19 protein-coding genes are annotated in these 20,421 nt (G+C 71.5%); 11 read left to right on the top strand and 8 right to left on the bottom strand.

Annotation, left to right across the window (positions count from 1 at the left end):
* Positions 1–395: 395 nt before the first annotated feature.
* The 3 genes from QEZ54_RS24650 (at position 396) to QEZ54_RS24660 (ending at position 4,223) form a co-directional block, all read left to right on the top strand.
* Positions 396–1,235 (top strand): chaplin, encoded by an 840-nt coding sequence (locus QEZ54_RS24650; protein WP_281307086.1) that lies wholly within the window; start codon positions 396–398, stop codon positions 1,233–1,235.
* Between the two features lie 283 nt (positions 1,236–1,518).
* Positions 1,519–3,039, top strand: coding sequence for an acyl-CoA carboxylase subunit beta (locus QEZ54_RS24655; RefSeq protein ID WP_281307087.1), 1,521 nt, complete (start codon positions 1,519–1,521; stop codon positions 3,037–3,039).
* 11 nt (positions 3,040–3,050) lie between these two features.
* The gene (locus QEZ54_RS24660; protein ID WP_281307088.1) at positions 3,051–4,223 is read left to right on the top strand and encodes an acyl-CoA dehydrogenase family protein; all 1,173 of its coding nucleotides are present in this window, start codon (positions 3,051–3,053) and stop codon (positions 4,221–4,223) included.
* A gap of 81 nt (positions 4,224–4,304) precedes the next feature.
* Here QEZ54_RS24660 and QEZ54_RS24665 read toward each other — a convergent pair whose 3' ends face one another.
* On the bottom strand, positions 4,305–5,096 hold the full coding sequence (locus QEZ54_RS24665; protein WP_281307089.1) for a hypothetical protein: 792 nt from the start codon (positions 5,094–5,096) through the stop codon (positions 4,305–4,307).
* Positions 5,097–5,319: 223 nt separating this feature from the next.
* Between QEZ54_RS24665 and QEZ54_RS24670 the strand changes: the two genes are divergently transcribed.
* Complete coding sequence (locus QEZ54_RS24670) at positions 5,320–7,770, top strand: helix-turn-helix domain-containing protein (protein WP_281307090.1); 2,451 nt, start codon at positions 5,320–5,322, stop codon at positions 7,768–7,770.
* A 312-nt stretch (positions 7,771–8,082) separates the two neighbouring features.
* Here QEZ54_RS24670 and QEZ54_RS24675 read toward each other — a convergent pair whose 3' ends face one another.
* The gene (locus QEZ54_RS24675; protein ID WP_281307091.1) at positions 8,083–8,589 is read right to left on the bottom strand and encodes a MarR family transcriptional regulator; all 507 of its coding nucleotides are present in this window, start codon (positions 8,587–8,589) and stop codon (positions 8,083–8,085) included.
* Positions 8,590–8,746: 157 nt separating this feature from the next.
* On the opposite strand from QEZ54_RS24675, the gene QEZ54_RS24680 reads away from it, so the two are divergent.
* Both QEZ54_RS24680 and QEZ54_RS24685 read left to right on the top strand, forming a co-directional pair.
* Entirely contained in the window at positions 8,747–10,216 is a 1,470-nt protein-coding gene (locus QEZ54_RS24680) for a glutamate--cysteine ligase (protein ID WP_281307092.1), read from the top strand.
* 105 nt (positions 10,217–10,321) lie between these two features.
* The gene (locus QEZ54_RS24685) at positions 10,322–11,554 is read left to right on the top strand and encodes a CapA family protein (RefSeq protein WP_281307093.1); all 1,233 of its coding nucleotides are present in this window, start codon (positions 10,322–10,324) and stop codon (positions 11,552–11,554) included.
* Positions 11,555–11,771: 217 nt separating this feature from the next.
* On the opposite strand, the gene QEZ54_RS24690 is transcribed toward QEZ54_RS24685, so the two are convergent.
* Positions 11,772–12,962 (bottom strand): hypothetical protein, encoded by a 1,191-nt coding sequence (locus QEZ54_RS24690; protein ID WP_281307094.1) that lies wholly within the window; start codon positions 12,960–12,962, stop codon positions 11,772–11,774.
* 94 nt (positions 12,963–13,056) lie between these two features.
* Here QEZ54_RS24690 and QEZ54_RS24695 point away from each other — a divergent pair, with 94 nt between their 5' ends.
* A complete protein-coding gene (locus tag QEZ54_RS24695; protein WP_281307095.1) occupies positions 13,057–13,752 on the top strand; it encodes a PASTA domain-containing protein in 696 nt (231 codons plus the stop codon).
* 62 nt (positions 13,753–13,814) lie between these two features.
* Positions 13,815–14,561 carry a PASTA domain-containing protein gene (locus QEZ54_RS24700; protein ID WP_281307096.1) on the top strand — a complete coding sequence of 249 codons (747 nt, stop codon included), beginning with the start codon at positions 13,815–13,817 and terminating at the stop codon, positions 14,559–14,561.
* A gap of 2 nt (positions 14,562–14,563) precedes the next feature.
* Here the strand turns inward: QEZ54_RS24700 and QEZ54_RS24705 are convergent, their stop codons facing one another.
* The gene (locus QEZ54_RS24705) at positions 14,564–14,689 is read right to left on the bottom strand and encodes a hypothetical protein (RefSeq protein ID WP_281307097.1); all 126 of its coding nucleotides are present in this window, start codon (positions 14,687–14,689) and stop codon (positions 14,564–14,566) included.
* A gap of 504 nt (positions 14,690–15,193) precedes the next feature.
* Positions 15,194–15,511 (bottom strand): hypothetical protein, encoded by a 318-nt coding sequence (locus QEZ54_RS24710; protein ID WP_281307219.1) that lies wholly within the window; start codon positions 15,509–15,511, stop codon positions 15,194–15,196.
* Between the two features lie 390 nt (positions 15,512–15,901).
* Here QEZ54_RS24710 and QEZ54_RS24715 point away from each other — a divergent pair, with 390 nt between their 5' ends.
* Both QEZ54_RS24715 and QEZ54_RS24720 read left to right on the top strand, forming a co-directional pair.
* Positions 15,902–16,783 (top strand): helix-turn-helix transcriptional regulator, encoded by an 882-nt coding sequence (locus QEZ54_RS24715; protein WP_281307098.1) that lies wholly within the window; start codon positions 15,902–15,904, stop codon positions 16,781–16,783.
* The gene (locus QEZ54_RS24720; protein ID WP_212829282.1) at positions 16,753–16,971 is read left to right on the top strand and encodes a DUF397 domain-containing protein; all 219 of its coding nucleotides are present in this window, start codon (positions 16,753–16,755) and stop codon (positions 16,969–16,971) included. The genes QEZ54_RS24715 and QEZ54_RS24720 overlap by 31 nt, the downstream gene beginning before the upstream one ends.
* Positions 16,972–17,044: 73 nt before the next feature.
* Here QEZ54_RS24720 and QEZ54_RS24725 read toward each other — a convergent pair whose 3' ends face one another.
* A complete protein-coding gene (locus QEZ54_RS24725; RefSeq protein ID WP_281307099.1) occupies positions 17,045–17,818 on the bottom strand; it encodes a hypothetical protein in 774 nt (257 codons plus the stop codon).
* A gap of 164 nt (positions 17,819–17,982) precedes the next feature.
* Here QEZ54_RS24725 and QEZ54_RS24730 point away from each other — a divergent pair, with 164 nt between their 5' ends.
* Positions 17,983–18,318: a hypothetical protein gene (locus QEZ54_RS24730; RefSeq protein ID WP_281307228.1), complete on the top strand. Its 336-nt coding sequence runs from the start codon at positions 17,983–17,985 to the stop codon at positions 18,316–18,318.
* A 111-nt stretch (positions 18,319–18,429) separates the two neighbouring features.
* On the opposite strand, the gene QEZ54_RS24735 is transcribed toward QEZ54_RS24730, so the two are convergent.
* Together QEZ54_RS24735 and QEZ54_RS24740 are read right to left on the bottom strand one after the other, a co-directional pair.
* Positions 18,430–19,248, bottom strand: a complete 819-nt coding sequence (locus QEZ54_RS24735; protein WP_281307100.1) for a WecB/TagA/CpsF family glycosyltransferase — start codon at positions 19,246–19,248, stop codon at positions 18,430–18,432.
* 7 nt (positions 19,249–19,255) lie between these two features.
* Positions 19,256–20,320 carry an NAD-dependent epimerase/dehydratase family protein gene (locus QEZ54_RS24740; RefSeq protein WP_281307101.1) on the bottom strand — a complete coding sequence of 355 codons (1,065 nt, stop codon included), beginning with the start codon at positions 20,318–20,320 and terminating at the stop codon, positions 19,256–19,258.
* Positions 20,321–20,421 lie beyond the last annotated feature (101 nt).

The raw sequence follows: 20,421 nt of genomic DNA on the forward strand, positions 1-20,421 counted from the left end.
GTCGTTCTATTGCGTGATCGCTATCGACGGTCTCAATACAGGCTTTAGCAGCGCATTCCGACCGCCAATTCCGATCATGAGCACTGCGCGGCGCACCGGGATGTCGTAAATCGGACAGAGTGGAACGGAATAGGCTGTAAATCGTGCTTGGCCAGCGCGGAGTGAGCGCTGGGCGGGGCGATCGGCGCGTGTCCGGGGATGGGTCGGTTCGTTGACCGATGCGATGCCACAAATGCCCTATTTGTGCATGGCCGAAAGGCCGAGGCGAGCGCACGTCGACAGCCGGGGGTCCCATGCCTTCGGCGCGCTTTCCGCACCTGGGTCGCTACCGAAGTAGCAGTGGCGTCACGTGGAACTCCCCGTGGCAAAACAGACCGAAAGGCACTGCGACTCTCATGACTGGAAACTCGCTGGGCTCGCTGACCCGTAACTCGGTCAAGGTCGGCGTGCTCTCCGCCGGGATCCTGCTGATGGGCACCTCGGCCGCGCACGCGGCCGACAACTGGAACACCTCGTTCAACAGCGGCATCGGCTCCGGCAACCAGCTGAAGCTGCCCGTTCAGGCCCCGATCAACATCTGCGGCATCGCCATCGGCATCCTGGGCGACGCGACCGCCGGCTGCACCGGCGGTGCGCAGGCGCAGTACGCGGCCGACGCGCTGCCCACCAACTGGAACAGCCAGGGCAACTCCGGCGTCCTGAGCGGCAACCAGGTCTTCGCCCCCGTCCAGGCCCCGATCAACGCCTGCGGCGTCGGTGTCGGCGTGCTCGGTGACGCGTCGGCGTCCTGCCAGGGCGGCTCGTCGGCCGTGTTCGGCGATGGCGCGCAGGCCGAGGGCCCGCAGGCCGAGGGCCCGCAGCGGCACGACCCGTACCGCGCCCACAAGAACAAGCACCGGTGGAGCGCCCAGACGGAGAGCTCGCCGCTGGACAAGGTCACCGACCTGCTGTCGCTGGGCGCGCTGTTCGGTGGCGGCGCGCAGGCGATGCCGGTGGGCACCGACGCCGGGCTCGCCCTGGACGCCGAGCCGGCGGCGATGCGCAAGCGGTACCAGCACCAGCAGCAGGGCAGCTGCGAGCTGAACTGGAACACCTCGTTCAACAGCGGCATCGGCTCCGGCAACCAGGTGTACGCCCCGGTTCAGCTGCCGATCGACATCTCCGGCGTCGCGGTGGGCGCCGGTGGCGACGCGTCGGCGAGCAGCGTCGGCGGCGTGAGCGCCGCCTACTGCTGAATCACCGCGCACTGATGGGGGCTGGCGCCGCGCGCCAGCCCCCATCGCGTTGCGGGCGCCATGTGTGAGCGTGCGGTTTCGGGGAAAGTGTCGGAATCTTGGCAGCCTTTCCTGCACTTTCCCCGAAACTGCACGATCCACGGCGCGGGAGCGGGTGCTTGCGGAACTGCGCGATCCGTGGACGGCGTGGGCGGGTGGGTGGTTTCCGTCCCATGGAGTGGTAGCCTAACGATCGTTTAGGTGCACGATCGTTCAGGTGTGGTCGGCCGGGGAGGGAAGCGCGATGAAAGAGGAGCTGGACGGGCTGCGGGCCAGGGCGGCAGCCGGTGGTGCGGAGAAGTACCACCAGGCCAACGCGGTCAAGGGCAAGCTCTTCGCGCGTGAGCGCATCGCCCGGCTGGTCGACAAGGGCTCGTTCGTCGAGGACGGGATGTTCGCCAACGCGCTCGCGGGCGACCTGCCCGCCGACGGCGTCGTCACCGGCAACGCCACCATCGACGGGCGGCCGGTCTGCCTGATGGCCAACGACTCGACGGTGAAGGCGGGCAGCTGGGGCGCCCGTACCGTGGAGAAGATCATCAGGATCATCGAGCGGGCGTACGCGCAGGGCGTGCCGATGGTCTACCTCGTGGACTCGGCGGGCGCCCGGATCACCGACCAGGTCGACCTGTTCCCGGGGCGGCGCGGGGCCGGGCACATCTTCTACCAGCAGGTGAAGTCGTCGGGCAGCATTCCGCAGGTGTGCGCGCTGTTCGGGCCGAGCGCGGCCGGCGGCGCGTACATCCCGGCGTTCTGCGACGTGGTGGCCATGGTGGACGGCAACGCCTCGATGTACCTGGGGTCGGACCGCATGGTCGAGATGGTCACCGGCGAGAAGACCACGCTGGAGGCGATGGGCGGCGCCAAGGTGCACACCGAGCAGTCCGGCGTCGGCCACTTCCTGTGCAAGGACGAGGACGAGGCGCTGGGCGTGGTGCGGCGCTACCTGTCGTACCTCCCGTCGAACTGGACCCAGCAGCCGCCGGCGGCGGAGTCCGCGCCCGCGCCCACGACGGAGCTGGCCGAGATCATCCCGGACAGCGAGCGGCGCGCGTTCGACATGCGCAAGCTGGTCAAGGGCCTGCTCGACGGCGGGGAGTACTTCGAGATCCAGGCGCGCTGGGCCAAGGAGCTGACGGTCGGCTTCGGCCGCCTCGACGGCCAGGTCGTCGGCGTGGTCGCCAACAACTCGCTGCACAAGGGCGGGGTGCTGTTCGTCGACTCGGCCGACAAGGCGAGCCGGTTCGTGCAGCTGTGCGACGCGTTCAACGTGCCGCTGCTGTTCCTCACCGACGTGCCGGGCTTCATGGTCGGCAGCGCGGTGGAGCGGCAGGGCATCATCCGGCACGGCGCCAAGATGGTCTCCGCCATCAGCGAGGCGACCGTGCCCAAGATCTGTGTGGTGGTGCGCAAGGCTTACGGCGCCGGCCTGTACGCCATGGCCGGGCCCGGCTTCATGCCCGAGGCGACCATCGCGCTGCCCACCGCGAAGATCGCGGTGATGGGGGCGGAGGCGGCCGTCAACGCCGTCTACGCCAACAAGATCGCGGCCATCGCGGACGAGGCCGAGCGCGAAGCGTTCGTCGCCGCCAAGCGGGCCGAGTACGAGACCGACATCGATCTGGTCCGGCTCGCCAGCGAGCTGGTCATCGACTCGATCGTGGAGCCCGACCGGCTGCGCGACGAACTCATCCAGCGGTACCGCGCCGCACAGGGCAAGGACCGTCACTTCTCGCGCCGCCGACACGGCGTGACCCCGGTTTAAGAGAGGGCGAGATGACCGACTTCGGGCTGTCCGAGGAGCACCGGGAGCTGCGCGACACCGTGCGCCGCTTCGCGCAGGACAAGGTCGCGCCGGTGATCGGCGAGCTGTACGAGAAGCACGAGTTCCCGTACGACCTGGTCCGGCAGATGGGCGCGATGGGCCTGTTCGGCCTGCCGTTCCCGGCCACCGTCCCGGGCGCCGACGGCGACCTCGAGATCGGCGGCATGGACGGCGACTACCTGGCCCTGTGCCTGGTGCTGGAGGAGCTGGCCCGGGTCGACTCGTCCCTGTCCATCACGCTGGAGGCGGCGATCTCGCTCGGCGCCATGCCCATCTACAAGTACGGCACCGACGAGCAGAAGCGCCGCTGGCTGCCGCGGCTGCTGCGGGGCGAGGCGCTGGCCGGATTCGGGCTGACCGAGCCGGGCGCGGGGTCGGACGCGGGCGGCACCCGTACCACGGCGCGGCTGTCCGAGGACGGCACCGAGTGGATCATCAACGGGACGAAGTCCTTCATCACCAACTCGGGCACGACCATGACGTGCCTGGTCACCGTCACCGCGCTGACCGGGCCGGACGAGATCTCCTCGATCATCGTCCCGTCGGGTACGCCGGGCTTCACGGTGGCGCCGGGCTACTCCAAGGTCGGCTGGTGCGCCTCGGACACCCACGAGCTGACCTTCGTCGACTGCCGGGTGCCGGTGGACAACCTGCTCGGCAAGCGCGGGCGCGGCTTCGCGCAGTTCCTGCACATCCTGGACGAGGGCCGGATCGCGATCGCCGCGCTGGCCACCGGCCTGGCGCAGGGGTGCGTGGACGAGTCGCTGAAGTACGCGACGCAGCGTGAGGCGTTCGGGCACACGATCGGGTCGTACCAGGCGATCCAGTTCATGATCGCGGACATGGAGACGCGCGCCCACACCGCGCGGCTGGCCTGGCGCGACGCCGCGCAGCGGCTGGTCGCGGGCGAGCCGTTCAAGCGGCAGGCCGCCATCGCCAAGCTGCACGCCAGCACGGTCGCGGTCGACAACGCCCGCGCGGGCACCCAGATCCACGGCGGCTACGGCTTCATGAACGAGTTCCCGGTGTCGCGCATGTGGCGGGACAGCAAGATCCTGGAGATCGGCGAGGGCACCTCGGAGGTCCAGCGCATGATCATCGCCCGCGACCTCGGCCTCGCCTGACCGAGCAGGTAAGGAAGGGCCCCTTCTTATCGCATTCCGTATAAGAAGGGGCCCTTCCCAACCCTGCTGCGCGGTGGCCGCTCAGCGCAGGTGGGCGGCGTCGGCGAAGAAGCCCTCGATGTGCTTGGTCCGGGTGGGGTAGCCCTCCCAGCCGAGGTCGAAGACGACCGAGACCAGGTCGCCCTTGCGCACCACGGAGACGGGGAAGGTGGCCTTGGCCGGCTGGCCGCCCTCCAGAGGGCCGTCGGCGACGGCGGTCACCAGCAGCCGCAGTGACTCGTCCCCGACCTTGGGCGCGTCGGCGAGCCGGTAGTCGTAGGTGAAGTGGTCGCGGTGGTACGGGCCGCAGGCGGCCACCGCGGCCCGGAGCTCCTTCAGGTAGTCGGCCGCGCCGCTGCCGGAGTAGCGGGTGACGGTCTGCGCCGCCGCCGAGGTGTCGGTGGCGTCCGGGGCCGGGTCGGCGTCGAACAGGAAGACGAAGCCCCGCCGGTCGGCGATCAGGTCGTTGCTGGAGTGGGCGGCCTTGAGGCACGGGCTCGGCAGGACGATCGGGTCGCTGGTCGGCTCATCCGGCGTGGGCGGTGGCGGATTGAAGCAGATCGCCTGCTCCGGGTTGGGGGTACGGGCGAACAGCCCGAGGTCGAGCTTGCCCGGGTACCGGTCCCGGCACCCGGTTGCCGGGCTCTCGGCCGGGCTCGCCGACGGTGCGGTGGACGGTGCGGTGGAGGGCGCCGCGGTCGACGGTGCGGCGCTCGGTGTGGGCGTGGCAGGCGTCGGGGAGCACGCGGCCAGGGTGCCCGACGCGATCACCGCCCCCGCGACGGTCAGCAGCACGGCCCGCAGGCGGCTGTCGGATCTGGATGGTGCGGTCATGGCGACTCCTGTCCCGGCCCACGCGCGGTGGGCCTCCCCGTAGCCGGACGATGACCGGGTGCAGCCCGGCATCGCATGGACGACGGCTGAGGCGGGCGATCGGTTGCAGGTTCGCGAAGGCGGCTTCCGTACAGTCAGGACAGTGGTGAGCAGCAGCACAGGTGGTGCGGAAACCAGACGTGGGACTCCCACGTTCGGCTTCCAGTGCGTAGTCTTTGCGGCCATGACCCCAGGTCACCCGGGCCCAGCCGAGTCGGTCGGCGCCGAGCCCGACGCCGCCGACGCCGCAGCCACGTTCGGCGTGCTGCTGCGCGCGCACCGGCACGCGGCCCGGCTGACCCAGTCGGAGCTGGCCGCGCGGTCGGGGCTGGGCGTGCGTACGGTGCGGGACCTGGAGCACGGCCGGGCCGCACGCCCCCAGCGGACCACGATCGAGCTGCTCGCCACCGCGCTCGGCCTGACCGGCCGGGCCGTCACCGACTTCTACGCCGCCGCCCGCGGGCACCTGCCGCAGCCGCCCGCCCCGGGCCGCCCCGACGGGTACGCGCTGCCCACACCGCCCGAGCTGTTCGGCCGGGAGGAGGAGGTGGCCGCGCTGCTGACGCACCTGGGCACGCAGCCGGGGCTGACCACGCTGGTGGGCCTGGCCGGGGTCGGCAAGAGCGCGCTGGCGCTGACTGCCGCGCACGCGGCGCGGCCCCGGTTCCCGGGCGGCGCCGTGGCGATAAGCGTCGCCGCCGGGGACGCGGCGGCCGACATCCGCGAGGTGCTGTGCGCGGTGCTGGACGTGGCCCGCCCCGCCGACCTGCCGGTCCGGCTGCGCGAGCCGGTGCTGCTGATGATGGATGCCGCCGACCGCTCGCCGGAGGCGTTCACCGAGGTGCTGGCGGACCTGCTGGCCACGGCGCCGACGCTGCGCGTGCTGGCGTCCGCGCGGGCCCCGCTGGGGCTGCCGGGGGAGCGGGTGTGGCCGGTGGGCCCGCTCGCGCTGCCGCCCGCCGGTATCGCCACTCTCGCCGAGGCGGAGGAGCATCCGGCCAGTGCCCTGTTCCTGGCGCGCTGGCGGCAGGTGCGCCGGCCCTCGGCCGACGTCGAGGTGAGCGCGCTGGTCGCCCTGGTACGCCGACTCGGCGGGCTGCCGCTGGCGATCGAGCTGGCCGCCGCGCGCGGCCGGGTGCTGGACCCGGCCGAGATGCTGGCCCGCTACGGCCACCGCCTGCTGGAGCTGGGCGGGGCCGACGACCTGGTCACCCTGCGCGACGTGGTCACCGCGAGCTACCGGCTGCTGGAGCCGCGGCAGCGGATGGCGCTGCGCAGCCTGTCCGTCTTCGGCTACCGCTGGTCCATCGAGCTGGCCGAGGAGTTGATCGGGCAGCGCGTCGACGTGGTCCCGGCACTGGAGCGGCTGGTGGACCTGGGCCTGGTGCAGGTGCGCGGCTCGGGCGCGCTGCGGTTCGTGCTGCTCGACGTGGTGCGGGAGTTCGCCGCGGAGCAGGCCGCGGCGGCGGGGGAGACGGAGCAGATCCGCGACCGCCACGCCGAGGTGTTCGCCGACTTCGCCGACCGCAACGCCCCGGCCATGGCGGGGGCGACGCTGGCCGCCGCGGTGGCGCGCTTCGACGACGTCGCCAGCGACCTGTGGAGCGCGCTGTCGTACGCCGCCGAGCACGATCCGGTCACCGCGCTGCGGCTGGCCGCGAAGCTGCCCCGCTGGTGGCGCTTCCGCGGCCGCGATCAGCAGGGGCGGCAGTGGCTGCGGCGGCTGCTGGACGATCCGCGTACCGCCGACGCCGATCCGCAGCTGCGGGCCTGGGCCGATCTGGGCGTCATGCAGCTGGCCGCCGAGCACGGCGCCGGCCAGGCCGAGCTGCCGCGCGGCGAGCAGGCGCTGGCCAGCTTCGTGCTGGTCGGTGACATCGCCGGGGAGCTGGCCGCCCGGGGCGTGCTGCAGGCGGTGCAGCAGGCCGTCGGCGCGTTCGACGAGGCCCGCCGCCACGGCGAGGCGACCCTGGCGCTGGCCACCCGCACCGGCCGGGTCCGGGACATGGCCATCGCCCAGAACAACCTGATCTGGCACGACCTGCGCAACGCCGACCTGGCCGCGGCTCAGCGGCGGCTGGCGGCGGTCGAGCGGCTGGCGGCCCGGTCGGGCGAGCACGAGCTGCGGGCGCTGGCCCGGGCCAACCTGGCCGAGGTGCTGCGCCTGGAGGGCCGGTTCGACGAGTCCGCGCGCGCCGGGCTGCAGGCGGTGGAGATGCTGGCCGAGGCGGGCGATCCGAGCATCCACCGGCGCCGGGTGCTGGGCGTGGTCGGGCTGTCGTACGCGCTGGACAAGCGGCTGCCCGAGGCGGAGAAGCTGCTGGCGGAGATCCGTGCGCAGCTCGGCGGTCCGCCGGTGGCCGAATCGGACAGTGCCGAGCCGGGCGAGGACTGGCACTGCGCGATGATCGAGGCGACCCTGGCCGAGCAGCGGGGCCACCGTACGCTGGCCGCTGCCTGGTATGCCGCGGCCGCGCGCCGCGACGGCGGGCCCGACCTGCGGGACGTGGCGGAGGCACTGGTGGGGCTGGTGCGCACCGGCGCCGACCAGGAGGAGGCGCTGTCGCGGCTGTGGCGGCTGTGCGAGAGTTCGGGCATCGTGCTCACCGAGTGGCAGCGCGCCCAGATCGGCTGACCGGTCACGGGCCCGGCGTCCGCCGTGGCGCTGCGCCCGGCGCGGGCGGCCCCCCGACGGTCGGTGCCTCAGCAACCCGGCGACACCGAAGTGTCGCGCCCCCCGCCGTCTCCGCCCGCGCCGAATCAGCCCCCGTGCTCAGAGTCGGCTGAGCCGCTCCTCCCACAGGGCCATGACGCTAGCAACAGGCACCAACCGTTATGCCCGTTTCGGTCTTCTTCACGTGCTGCCCCTGCCATTTCTGCCGCCGCTTCTGCCGCAGTGCGGCAGTCCTGCGGCAGATCGCCTGGCGGGACGCCTTGCCCGGATCGTTCAGTGCCGCACCGGAGCCGCCGAAGGGCGCCGGGGCGCCCGCACTTCGATGGCCGGTGCTTCGTCGGGCCGGACCGCGTCGCGTACCACACGCAGGCCGGCGACCAGGCCCTGCAGCTGGCGCTGCGTCAGCGGGCCGATGAGCCATTCGTCGAGGATCTCCAGGTGGCCGGGGACGGTGTCGGCCAGGCGGCCCAGCCCTCGCGCCGTGAGCACGGCGAAGGAACTGCGGCGATCGGTGTCGCAGGGCACGCGGGCCACCAGGCCCTCGCGCTCCAGCCGGTCGACCATGCGGGTCACCCCGCTGGTGCTCATTGCCGTGTGTCGGGACAGGTCGGTCATGCGCAACTGCCGGCCCGGCGCGCGTGCGAGTCGGAGCAGCACCTCGAACTCGATCGCCGCCAGGCCGTGCGCCGCGAAATGCTCGGCGCAGAGGCTGTTGAGGCTGGTGTAGGCCTCCGTGAGGAGGCGCATCGTGGTGAGCCTCGAATCATCGAGGAGTTCCATTTCAGTATCGTATCGGGCGGGATGGCACATATGTTGCCCTTCGTGTCCCAAGGACTGGGATGTTAACGGGTCCGAACGGGACGACCGCCCGATCCTGTTGTCGCCCAACACAAGTACTCTGAGAGTTCGCGTGCTTACCGTGCGTCGGGAGGGCTTGATGGGCCAGGAAGTATCGCAGCAGAGCTTCACCCGGCCGGAGCGGGAACGCTACCGCCAGAAGGTGCGGCGCTGCCTCGACGTGTTCGCCATGATGCTCAACGACTTCACCTTCGACTCCGACTATCCGATGACGGGGCTGGAGATCGAGCTCAACCTGGTCGACCCGGACCATCGGCCGACCATGTGCAACGACGAGGTGCTCGAGGACCTGGGCGATCCGTACTTCCAGCTCGAACTCGGCCGGTTCAACCTCGAACTCAACGTGCCGCCGCGCCTCATCGCCGGCGACGGCCTGGCGCAGTACGAGCAGCAGATCGCCGCCAGCCTGCGCAACGCGGGCACGCACGCCCGCAACCACGACGCCTCGGTGCTGACCATCGGGATCCTGCCGACGCTGACCACCGAGCACACCGTGGCCAACAACCTCTCCACCAGCGGCCGCTACCGGATTCTCAACGAGGAGATCCTGGCCGCGCGCGGGGAGCAGATCGGACTGGACATCCGCGGCGTCGAGCGCCTCAAGGTGCACACCGACTCGATCGCGCCCGAGGCCGCCTGCACCAGCCTGCAATTCCACCTCCAGGTCTCGCCGGCGGACTTCGCGGCGTACTGGAACGCCTCGCAGGTCATCTCCGCGCTGCAGGTCGCGGTCGGCGCCAACTCGCCGTTCCTGTTCGGACACCACCTTTGGGACGAGACCCGGATCGCGCTGTTCGAGCAGGCCACCGACACCCGCCCCGACGAGCTCAAAGCCCAGGGGGTACGCCCGCGGGTCTGGTTCGGCGAACGCTGGGTCACCTCGATCTTCGACCTGTTCGAGGAGAACGTCCGCTACTTCCCCCCGCTGCTGCCGATCATGGACGACGAGGACCCGCTGGCGGTCGTCCGCGACGGCGGGGTGCCCCGACTCGCGGAGCTGCGGCTGCACAACGGCACCATCTACCGCTGGAACCGGCCGGTCTACGACATCATGGCCGGGCGCCCGCACCTGCGGGTCGAGAACCGGGTGCTGCCCGCCGGCCCGACCGTGGTCGACATGCTGGCCAACGGCGCCTTCTACTACGGCCTCGTGCGCTCGTTCGCCGAGGACGACCGTCCGATATGGACGCAGCTGCCGTTCAGCGTCGCGCAGGACAACTTCCACGCCGCCGCCCGCCGGGGCATCGCCGCACCCGCGTGGTGGCCCCGCCGCGGCGAGATCCGGATCACCGACCTGGTGCTGGAGCTGCTGCCCCGCGCGGCCGCGGGGCTCGACCAGTACGGCGTCGACCCGGCCGAGCGCGACCGGCTGCTCGGCATCATCGCGCAGCGCTGCCTGCTCGGCCGCAACGGCGCCACCTGGCAGATCCAGACCGTGCGCGCCCTGGAGCAGCAGGGCCTGAGCCGCCCCGAGGCCCTGCGCCGCATGGTCGGGCGGTACGCGGAGCTCCAGCAGAGCAACGAACCGGTGCACACCTGGCCGGTCTGATGGCTGAACAGCGGATGGCGGGGTGGTCCGGTGTCCTCGAGGGTGATGAATCACCTGGCACGCCTCGGCGCGCCACGACGAGCCATGTTCGGGAGGGATGCGCTCGTGGTCGGGGACGGGATCGGACGGCTGCTGCGGCTACGCGCCTCGCGGGTAGGGGGCGTGCTGGTCGGGGTGCTGGTGCTCGCGCTGAACACCTGCGGCGCCCCCGCCGGCCCGCCCACCCCCGGACCCTCCAGCGCCGCCGCACCCCCGCCGCCGTCCGTACTGCCCAGCCGCAGCGTGCCACTGCCCGAACCGGCCCCGGCGCCCTCGCCCACCCCGGGCTTCGCCCCGCGCGGCTTCACCGTCGTCGGCTCCGGCGACGTGCTGCTGCACAACGGCCTGTGGGCCCAGGCGCAGCGGGACAACGGCGGCAGCGGGTACGACTTCCGGCCGATCCTGGCCGGGGTGCAGCCGGTCGTCTCCGCCGCCGACCTGGCCATCTGCCACCTGGAGACCCCGCTGGGCAGCCCCGGCGGCCCGTTCACCGGCTACCCGGTCTTCAAGGTGCCGCCGCAGATCGTCCCGGCGCTGCGCGACACCGGCTACGACGCCTGCTCCACCGCGTCCAACCACTCGATCGACGGCGGTGAGGCGGGTGTGCGGCGCACCCTCGACGCGCTCGACCGGGCCGGGATCGCGCACGCCGGAATGGCCCGCAGCCGGGCCGAGCAGGACACCCCGACCATCGTGACGGTGCGCGGGGTGCGGGTCGGGCTGCTGTCGTACAGCTTCAGCTTCAATGGACTCCGCCGCCCCAAGGGCAAGGAGTGGCTGGTCAACCTGCTGGAACCGGACCGGGTGCGGGCGGCGGCCAGACGGGCCCGGCAGGCCGGCGCCGAGGTGGTCATCGCCTCCATCCACTGGGGCACCGAGTACGAGCACGACCCGAACAGCCAGCAGCGCGACGTCGCCAAGCGGCTGCTGAGCGACGGGTCGATCGACCTGATCCTGGGCCACCACGCCCACGTGGTGCAGCCGTTCGAGCGGATCGGGGAGCGGTGGGTGGCCTACGGCATGGGCAACCACATCTCGTACCAGGGGTTCTCCGAGGACACCCGGGACGGGGTGCTCAGCCGGTTCACCTTCGCCGAGGTGGGGGCGGGGCGGTTCCGGGTGGTGAAGGCGGAGGCGCTGCCTACGTACATGCGGCTCAACGACGGGGCGGCGCGGCTGCTGCTGGTGTCGGCGTGCCCGGCCCGGTCGGCGCGGGCCTGCCGGGCCAGCGGCGACCGGTCGACGCGGGTGCTCCGCTCCCGCGGTGCCGACCCCGCCCTCCTCACCATCCTCCGCTGACCCCCACCGCCCACCCGGCCGCCCACGTCCGGCCGCGCCCCGGCCCCGGGCCCCGGTTTGGCATAGACGTTGGCCTATCACGTCGACTTTGATCGAGTGTCGGTCGATGTAAAGGCCAGCGTCTACTGAAAACGCGGCGTGATCGGCGTGCCGGGTCGGAGTGCGGGGTTTGGGGGTGGGAGTGGTCCTGGAAGGGCGATCACTGCGGGGGGAGGGGTTACTTCTTGGGCTTGCGGCGGGTGGGGGTCGCCGGGCCGGTGGCGGTGGGGTCGCCGGGCGCCGTCGGGGCCGGGATCGCGGTGGTTTGCTCCGCCGGGTCGGTGCCGACGGCAGCCGCTGCGGTTCCGCTGGTCGCAGAGGTGCTGCCGGTGTCGCTGGTGCTTCCCTTGTCGCTCGCGGTGCTCGCGGTGCTCGCGGGTGCCGGGGCGGCGGCGATGGCGACCGGGGGAGTGGGCGGCGGCGTGGTGGGCGTGCCGGCGGGGCGGGGCTTGGCGCGGCCCTGGGCCGGGACGGCGGGCTTCGGGCGGCGGGGCCAGCCGATGACGATGGCCAGCACCGCCCCGACGAGGCCGGTGACCACGGAGTACGGCGCGATCAGGTGAGCGGAGAGCTGCTCGGGGGCGACGCCGGTGAGGGTCGGCGCGGCGAGCAGGTACGCGGCCGCCACCAGGGCCGGTCCGGCGGCGCCCGACAGCACGATCCCGGCCTGGGCATCGCGGCGGCGGACGGCGGGCCAGGCGGCGAGCAGGCCGATGAGCAGGGTGGACGCGGCGGCGATGGCGGCGCCGGGCAGGTACAGGCTGCGGAACCACGGGCCGTCGGCGGTCACCGGCCATACCCCCAGCTGGGAGACGCCGGGCTCGCGGCCCGCGGCGAGGCCGTCGACGGCGGCGGTGACCGTGAGCAGCCACAGCCAGCCGCCGGTGGCGAACAGGTTCGCGGCGATGGCGCGTGCGGACAGCGCGGCGATGGCGATCAGCAGCCCGAGCAGCACGCCGGCCACCGCGTACCCGCCGACGAGCAGGTGCGGGGCGAACGTGTCGGCCCGGTGGGCGCCGCGCGCCGGGATGGCGGTGAGTGCCACCACGATCAGGCCGCCGAGTGAGGCGGAGATCGCGAGTGCGATTCGCCACAGCACCCGGACGACTGTCGAGCTTTGGACACTCTGGGCGGACAGGCGGTCGGCGACGACGGCGCCGAGGACCACCGAGAAGGCGGAAATCCACACCGTCCAGGCAAGACTGGCGAGCCACGCGGCCTGCCCCGCATCGGGCAACGCGGGCAGCCAGGAGAAGACACCCAGGCCATACCCGATGCCCAGCTGCGCAGCTCCGGCGCTTGCGGAGACGCCCGCGGCGGCGACGAGCGCCCCCCATCCCGATCGCGTGCCCTGGCCGTATAACGACATGATGCCGAGGGTATAGCAACGCGAGGCGGCTTCGTGTGAACGGTTTACTCTCGTTGCGACGTCCGAGGCAGGCGTCGCGACAGAGGAGAGCATGATGACCGATCCGTGGCAGACGGCCGTCGGCGAGCCGCAGCAGCGCCGCCGCGGGTTGAGCCCCGGCGCGATCGCCGCCGTGGCGACCGGCACTGTCGTGATGGCGGTGGCGGGCCTGGCGATCGGCTGGTTCGCCGCGGGTGACGACGGTACGCCGCAGGCCAACGGCAGTCCATCCCCGACCGCCGTGGTCGAGTCCGTCGCGCCGACCGCGTCCCCGTCCGAGCTGCCCTCGCCGTCCGCGGCGGCCAGCCCGTCCTACGGCGGTGCCATGGTTCCGAACGTCGAGGGGATCGAGTTCCGCGAGGCGTACAAGCAGCTGCGGGCCCTCGGGCTCACCGTGAACGTGGCCTTCGACGAGGCTGGTGAGACCACCGACGGCAACGTGGTGCGAACCGATCCCGCGGTCGGGTCGCCGCTCCCCGCCAAGGGCAAGGCGATCAAGCTGTTCGTGGCCGGGCCCGTCTTCAGGTTCCCGATGCCGGACCTCGCCGGCGGCAGCTGCGAGCACGCCAAGAACGTGCTGCTGGAGAACGGTCTGCAGGTCAAGGAGTACATCGGCGGCAAGCAGGACCCGTTCAAGGAGGCGTCGGTGGCCCCGGGCACGGAGGTGTCGTGGGGTGACCGGATCACGCTGACCTGCGAGAAAGTCGTGGTCGAGCCGTCGCCGGACTACTCGCCGGCCCCGGCCGCCTGAGCCCGGCACGCCCGGACGTCCGATAACAGTGATTTATCTGATCGACATGGTAGGACGGCAGCATGTCTGAGGCGCAGCAGCACGACGACGGCGACGAGGCCGAGAAGGGCACTCCGCCGAGCAGGCCGGAGCCGGGCGACGAGGCGACCACGGTGCTGCCCGCCGGGGCGGTGCCGCCGGTCGACGCCGACCGGACCGAGGTGATCGGCGCGTCCGACGTGCCGCCGCTCGACCGCACCTCGGTGCTGCCGCCCGCGCAGGACGTGTGGACCGGCCGGGCGGGCGTACGCGAACCGCAGCCCCTGCAGGAGGACACCCTCCCGCCCGAGTACACCCCCAGCCGGCCCAGTGCGCTCGGTCCGGTGCTGATCGGCGTGGTCGGGGTGCTGCTGCTGGCGGTCATCGGCGTCGCGCTCTGGTTCGCGCTGCGCGACGAGACCCCGGCGCCGCTGCCGAGCCAGTCGCCCACCGCGGCGCCGAGCCCGGCCGCGCCGAGCAGCGCGGCCCCGAGCCCGTCGCCGTCCCCGTCGGCCGCCGCCGCCCCGGTCGCGGTGCCGGAGAACCTGGTCGGCATGACCCAGGAGCAGGCGATCGCCGCCCTGGTGGCGGCCGGGCTCAACCCGGACGTGGACCTGCGCGAGACCGACGAGGCCGCTCCCGGCACGGTCGTGGCGACCGAGCCGGAGCCGGGCTCCCTGCTGGAGCCCGGCGCCACGGTGAAGATCGTCGTGGCGGTGCCGATGCCGAGCCCGTCGCCGGAGCCCAGCCCGTCGCCGTCACCGTCGCCGGAGCCCAGTCCGAACGGCTGACCTCACCACTGCCGTCGGCGGTACGACACGATCGCGATACCGCCGACGGCCAGGCCGATGCCGATCATCCCGGTGGAGATGAGCGACCGCGCCATCAGGTCAGGCGGCAGGGTGTGCGTGGTGTTCATAGCGGCAGGCGCCGGTGCCTGCTCTGGTGCCGACGCCTGCGCGACGTACTGAGCCGCCGGTCGCGCTTGGCCGGATCCGGCTGTGGCCTGGACCGGCGTGAACAGCGCCGCCGCCAGGGCCGCGCCGCACAGGGCGGCCAGCCGGTGTCGATGTGGAACGGTCGCTCTGGCGCTGGGGCCAGGCGCGATCCTTCGGTTGTCCATGGCGCCGTCTCCCGGGTGAGCGGGTGCCGTGCCACGCGAGGGTCGACGATAGTGATTCGTCACGGCCGCCTGCCGCCGGACCGGGCGCGGGAAGCCGGCGACGGGTGAGGCCGCGGCGTCCGTGCCCGAGTCGCAGCGCAGTCGACCAGGCGAGTCGCTACCGTCATTCACTAGGGTTATTCGATCGTAATCCGGTCGGCGGCCGGCGGAGCGCGAATCGTGAGTCCGCCTCGGAATCCACCCGGGAACGCGAACGCGCCCCGGCACCGGTACGACCGGTGGGGGCGCGGAGCGCGAAAGTCAGCGGGCGGCCGCGACGGCCGGGCGGCCGTGCAGGGTGGGCCGCGAGTTGTGCCCGGCCGGCCGCTGGACGGCAGTGGTGTTGCGCGGCCGGGCGGCACCCTGCTCCGGGACGAACCGCAGGCCCGCGCGCTGCACGAAGATGGAGCGGCGCTCGACCGCGTCCCCGGCGGCGTTGAGCTGGTAGCCGTCGAGCCAGACCCAGCCGTCGTACGTCGGCCAGTCGTGTACGCGGATCACCCGGAACATCATCGGGCGCAGAAACTGCACGCTGGCTTCTCGGGTCACCTGGAGGATGTCGCCGGCCTGGGGAGTCACCATGTCTCCTGCTCGTCGTCGGACAGGGCCGTGTACGCAACACGGATTCGGTTGTCGCTCGTTGAACGCTCAGAGAGAGGGCACTGTCGACTCAGCGTGATCACTGAATCGGCAAGATCGGACTTTCCAGTGCCATAACAGACACTGTGCCGGAAGACCTTGCTCAATGCAAGTTGCAAGATGCGTATGCGCACCGGTGTCCTTCGTCTGGTATATGACTAGGTGACGAGAATGCCGTCTCGGCGTGCTGTGTCGCACTGTCTGTGCGTTCGGCTGCTTGAAGATTCGCCGATCGTCGGAGCAAACTCGCAACACGACAGACCATTCGATCTGCCGGCGGGGACGGCTTCGTGTCGGGCCCCCTCGCCGACTACGTCGCGGAGGTGCGCCGTGACAGCCCGACAGAGCCCCACCGTGCGTCGCAAACGGCTAGGTGCCGAGCTGCGTCGACGGCGGGAACAGGCCGGCATCACACTGGAACATGTGGCTGAGAAGCTCGAGTGCTCCCAGTCCAAGGTGTCCCGGATCGAGACCGGGCACAACTCGGTCACGTCCCGGGACGTGCGTGACATGCTCAACATCTACGGCGCGGAGCCGGGTGACGTCGACGAGCTGGTGGAGATCGCCAAGCAGGCCCGGCAGAAGGGCTGGTGGCATCCGTACACCAACGTGCTCGTCGGCGCCTATGTCGGCATGGAGACTGCCGCGAACTCGATCAGCGCCTACGAGCAGCAGGTGGTGCCCGGCCTGCTGCAGTCCGCTGAGTACGCGGAGGCGATGCTGCGGGCGGCCTGTCCGGACTGGTCCGACGAACAGGTGATGCAACGGGTGCGTGTCCGGTTGAAGCGTGGCTCGTTACTCATCCAGGACGATCCGATCAGGTTCTCGGCGGTGCTCGATGAGTCGGTACTAAGCCGTCCGGTGGGCGGCGACACGGTCATGCGGCAGCAGTTGCGACTACTCGCCGAAGCGGCGTCGAAGCCGAACGTGACCTTGCAGGTCCTGCCCTTCGAGCGCGGCGCACATGCCGGCATGGACGGAACTTTTACCATCCTCGAATTCGCCGAACCAGGTGACTCAGCCGTGGTTTACGCGGAGAATGCGACAGGCGGACTCTTCCTGGAGAAGTCCGACGACTTGGAGAAGTACCTCCTGATCTTCAAACACCTCCAAGAAGCAGCCCTGAGCCCTTCGGAGTCCGCCGCGCTGATCGCACAACTGGCGGAGGAGCCACTATGGAAATCGAGACCAAGGGGTTTCGAGTCGATCTGAGCCAAGCACAGTGGTACAAGAGCACGCGAAGCGGGCCGAACTGCGACAACTGCGTGGAAGTCGCGTTCGTCGGTGGCGCCATCGCCCTGCGTGACTCGAAGAACCCGACCGGCCCGGCACTGATCTTCACGCCTGCCGAGTGGGACGCCTTCGTCGAGGGGGCCAAGGACGGCGAGTTCGACCTCTGAGTCGACCGCCCGACCCGTATCTCAGCCGTACCGGTGCCCTTCCGCCTGTCCAGGTGGGAGGGCACCGGTCGCCTCAGAGCGGCACGCGGTCGAGCGCGGCGCGGCGGCGCTCGACCATCGCCCGGCGGGCCGACTGCAGCCACTCGCGGCGGGTGCCGGGCTCCGGCGGGAAGTCCAGGCCGAACTTGAACCAGGCCGGGGGCTGCGGCATCCGGGCGTACGCGTCGATCAGGCCGTCGAGGATGCGGGTCAGCTCCTCGCGCGCGTTGTGCCCGGCCGAGATCGTGTCGTGGTGGACGCGCAGGTAGTCGGCCCGGCGGGTGGCCACCGTACGCTGCCGGTTGCGCATCTCCTCGAACCGGCCCCGCTGGATCGCCGCCAGGACCGCCGCGGCCCGGTCGTCGCGCAGGTGCCGGGCCAGCGCGGCGCGGTGCCCGGGGCGCAGCCAGGAGGACGGGCGCGACAGGGCGGCCACGGTCGCCTGGATCCGGGCGGCGACCCTGTGCTCCGCCTCGTACGCCTCCTGGTACCGCTGCTCGACCAGCGCGACCTGGGCCGGGTCCGGACCCGGCGGGGCCGCGGCGGCGACCCGCTCGGCCTCGTCGACCAGCCGCCACAGCCACCGCTCGTCGTCGTCGACCAGCTCCAGCGGGTCCGCGACGCCGACGTCGTCGAACGGCTCGCGCGCGGCCGGGATCGGCGGCGGGCCGCTCGGGAACCCCGACCGGGCGCCCTGGCCGCAGTGGGCACAGGGCGGTAGCTCGCGGACCAGCCGCGAGATCTCTCCGATGAGCTGTGCCGGCGTCACCTGCGACGGCAGTGGTGTGGACGCAGGATCAGCGGCCATGGTGGTTCCCCCGCACGTTTGGACAACTAGCGGACCCTGCGCATAGTGACGCAAGTGTTACGGCCGGTAACGGTTGCGGGTTGACCGTGGCCTGCCCTCCGCTGCGCTCGTTGTACCAGACAGCACCCCCTGACACCCCGCCAACTCGCCGGAGCGGTAGGAAGATGACGATCCCCGAGCACGTGCCCAGCCACAACGCCATCAACGGCGGTCGCGAGCGGTCGCTGCGCGAACCCGATCGCCCCCAGCTGCCCGGAGACACCATGCTCGAGCCCGCCAACCCGTCCATGCCGTCGCTCAGCCTGGAGGGCTTCGGCGAGCCGTCGTTCACCGCGCCGAACTGGCTCGACATGCCGGCCGAGTCGATGGTGGACCACCCGCTGCTGCGCGGCCTGCTGATGGAGCTGCCGCCGCGGGGCGCCAACCCGTCCCCCGAATGGCTGAGCCGCTGGTTCGACGCCACCCGCGCCGTCCTGGACCTCGTCTACAACCGCCGCTGACCGCCTGCGTGCCTGTGCGTTAAGAAGGGCCCCTGCTACATCGCATTGCGAGCCGAGCTGCTGCTCGTCCCGCTTCGCGTGCCGACGAAGGGGCCCTTCCTTACGTCCGGGTCAGACGGCGAAGGAGTGGGGGGGTTCGGTTGCGGGGGTGGTGGGGGTGGCCCGCCACAGCCGCACCTTCTGCGCCCCCAGCCGCGCCAGATACTTCGGGTTGAGGATCAGATACCGCCGCCAAAGCCGCTTCGGCTCCAGCCCCAGCCGCCACAGCCACTCCAGCGCGTACTTCTGCATCCACGCCGGCGGCTTGCGCAGCCCGCCCGCGTGGTAGTCGAAGGCGGCGCCCACGGCCAGCAGCGGCATGTCCAGGTACGGCCGCATCGCGTAGGTGAACTTCTCCTGCCGCGGGCAGCCCAGCCCTACCAGCACGATCCGCGCCCCGGACGCGGCGATGCGGGCGGCGATCTGCGGCGCCTCGCCCGGCTCCACGCCGCGGAACTTCGACGGCTCGGAGCCCGCGATCCTCAGCGCGGGGTACTTGGCGACCAGGGCCGGGATCAGCCGGTCCAGCACGGGCTGGGTGGAGCCGTAGAGGTACACCGGCAGGCCCTGCTCGGCGGCGCGGGCCAGCACGCGCAGGGTCAGCTCGGGGCCGTACACCCGGTCGCGCAGTCCGGCGCCGTGCAGCACGTTCAGCGCCCAGCGCACCGGCTGGCCGTCCGGGGTGATCAGGTCGAAGCTGTTGAGCTGCGCGCCGAGCGTGCGGTCGGCCACGCCCTCCATCACGCCGTGCACCGCCAGGGCGGTGACCGCGAACGGCCGCCCCTCGGCCGCGGCGCGGACGATCCGCTCGGTGGCGTCGGCGTAGTCGGTGGCGTCGACGAAGACGCCGAGCACGTTGCGCTTGCTGCTGCCGTTCACGGTGGTGGTCATCAGGCCCCTACACCCACTTGTCCGCGTTGGCCTCGTAGATCTCGCGCAGGATCGCGGGCACGTCGTAGGTCATCTGCCAGTCCGGGTAGTGGGCCTGGAACTTGGCCATGTCGCTGACGTACCACTGGTGGTCGCCGATGCGGTTCTGCTCGACGTAGTTCACGCTGGCCTGCTTGCCGGTGATCTGCTCGGCGATCGCGAACGCCTCCAGGTGGGAGGTGTTGGAGAAGCGGCCGCCGCCCAGGTTGTAGACCTCGCCGGCGCGCGGGTTGCGGTAGAACGCCTCGAACGCGGTCAGCACGTCGTGGGAGTGGATGGCGTCGCGCACCATCTTGCCCTTGTAGCCGTACAGGTTGTAGGTGCGGCCCTCCATGACGCATCGCATCAGGTACGCCAGGAAGCCGTGCAGCTCGGCGGCGGAGTGGGCCGGGCCGGTCAGCGTGCCGCCGCGGAAGGAGGCGGTCCGCAGGCCGAAGTAGCGGCCGTACTCCTGCACCGCCACGTCCGCGGCGACCTTGGAGACGCCGAAGATCGAGTGCAGGCTGTTGTCGATCGTCATGTCTTCGGTGATGCCGTTGGCGAACTGGTGCGACGGGTCGATCTCGTACCGCGTCTCCTGCTCGACCAGCGGCAGGCGGTTCGGGGTGTCGCCGTAGACCTTGTTCGTCGAGCAGAAGATGAACGCCGCGTCGGGGGCGAACTGCCGGGTGTACTCCAGCACGTTGAGGGTGCCGCCCGCGTTGACGTCGAAGTCGGTGAACGGCTCCTTGGCGGCCCAGTCGTGGCTGGGCTGCGCGGCCGTGTGGATCACGAGCGAGATGTCCCGGCCGTACCGCTCGAAGATCTTGGAGAGCACGTCGCGGTCGCGGATGTCGACGTCGTAGTGGGTGTACGCCTCGCCCAGCTTGCTGGTGAGGTTCACCAGGCTCCACGCGGTCGAGCCGTCCTCGCCGAAGAAGTACTTGCGCATGTCGTTGTCGATGCCGACCACGTGCATGCCCAGGCCGGCGAAGTGACGGGCCGCCTCGGAACCGATCAGGCCGGCCGAGCCGGTCACCAGCGCAACGCTCACCACATACTCCCTGTCACCATCGACGGACGCGACCAGCCGAGAGCTTACCTGGCCTGCTGGCCGAAACGGGGAGCGCGTGGGGAGAGAACACCCACCCTCAC

It is taken from the genome of Catellatospora sp. KI3, from assembly GCF_029948125.1.
Taxonomy (GTDB): Bacteria; Actinomycetota; Actinomycetes; order Mycobacteriales; family Micromonosporaceae; genus Catellatospora.

Bases quoted from the DNA above. Each gene is read 5' to 3' on its own strand.
- QEZ54_RS24650 (WP_281307086.1), top strand. From the start codon at position 396: ATGACTGGAAACTCGCTGGGCTCGCTGACCCGTAACTCGGTCAAGGTC.
- QEZ54_RS24655 (WP_281307087.1), top strand. From the start codon at position 1,519: ATGAAAGAGGAGCTGGACGGGCTGCGGGCCAGGGCGGCAGCCGGTGGT.
- QEZ54_RS24660 (WP_281307088.1), top strand. From the start codon at position 3,051: ATGACCGACTTCGGGCTGTCCGAGGAGCACCGGGAGCTGCGCGACACC.
- QEZ54_RS24665 (WP_281307089.1), bottom strand. From the start codon at position 5,096: ATGACCGCACCATCCAGATCCGACAGCCGCCTGCGGGCCGTGCTGCTG.
- QEZ54_RS24670 (WP_281307090.1), top strand. From the start codon at position 5,320: ATGACCCCAGGTCACCCGGGCCCAGCCGAGTCGGTCGGCGCCGAGCCC.
- QEZ54_RS24675 (WP_281307091.1), bottom strand. From the start codon at position 8,589: ATGGAACTCCTCGATGATTCGAGGCTCACCACGATGCGCCTCCTCACG.
- QEZ54_RS24680 (WP_281307092.1), top strand. From the start codon at position 8,747: ATGGGCCAGGAAGTATCGCAGCAGAGCTTCACCCGGCCGGAGCGGGAA.
- QEZ54_RS24690 (WP_281307094.1), bottom strand. From the start codon at position 12,962: ATGTCGTTATACGGCCAGGGCACGCGATCGGGATGGGGGGCGCTCGTC.
- QEZ54_RS24695 (WP_281307095.1), top strand. From the start codon at position 13,057: ATGACCGATCCGTGGCAGACGGCCGTCGGCGAGCCGCAGCAGCGCCGC.
- QEZ54_RS24700 (WP_281307096.1), top strand. From the start codon at position 13,815: ATGTCTGAGGCGCAGCAGCACGACGACGGCGACGAGGCCGAGAAGGGC.
- QEZ54_RS24705 (WP_281307097.1), bottom strand. From the start codon at position 14,689: ATGAACACCACGCACACCCTGCCGCCTGACCTGATGGCGCGGTCGCTC.
- QEZ54_RS24725 (WP_281307099.1), bottom strand. From the start codon at position 17,818: ATGGCCGCTGATCCTGCGTCCACACCACTGCCGTCGCAGGTGACGCCG.
- QEZ54_RS24730 (WP_281307228.1), top strand. From the start codon at position 17,983: ATGACGATCCCCGAGCACGTGCCCAGCCACAACGCCATCAACGGCGGT.
- QEZ54_RS24735 (WP_281307100.1), bottom strand. From the start codon at position 19,248: ATGACCACCACCGTGAACGGCAGCAGCAAGCGCAACGTGCTCGGCGTC.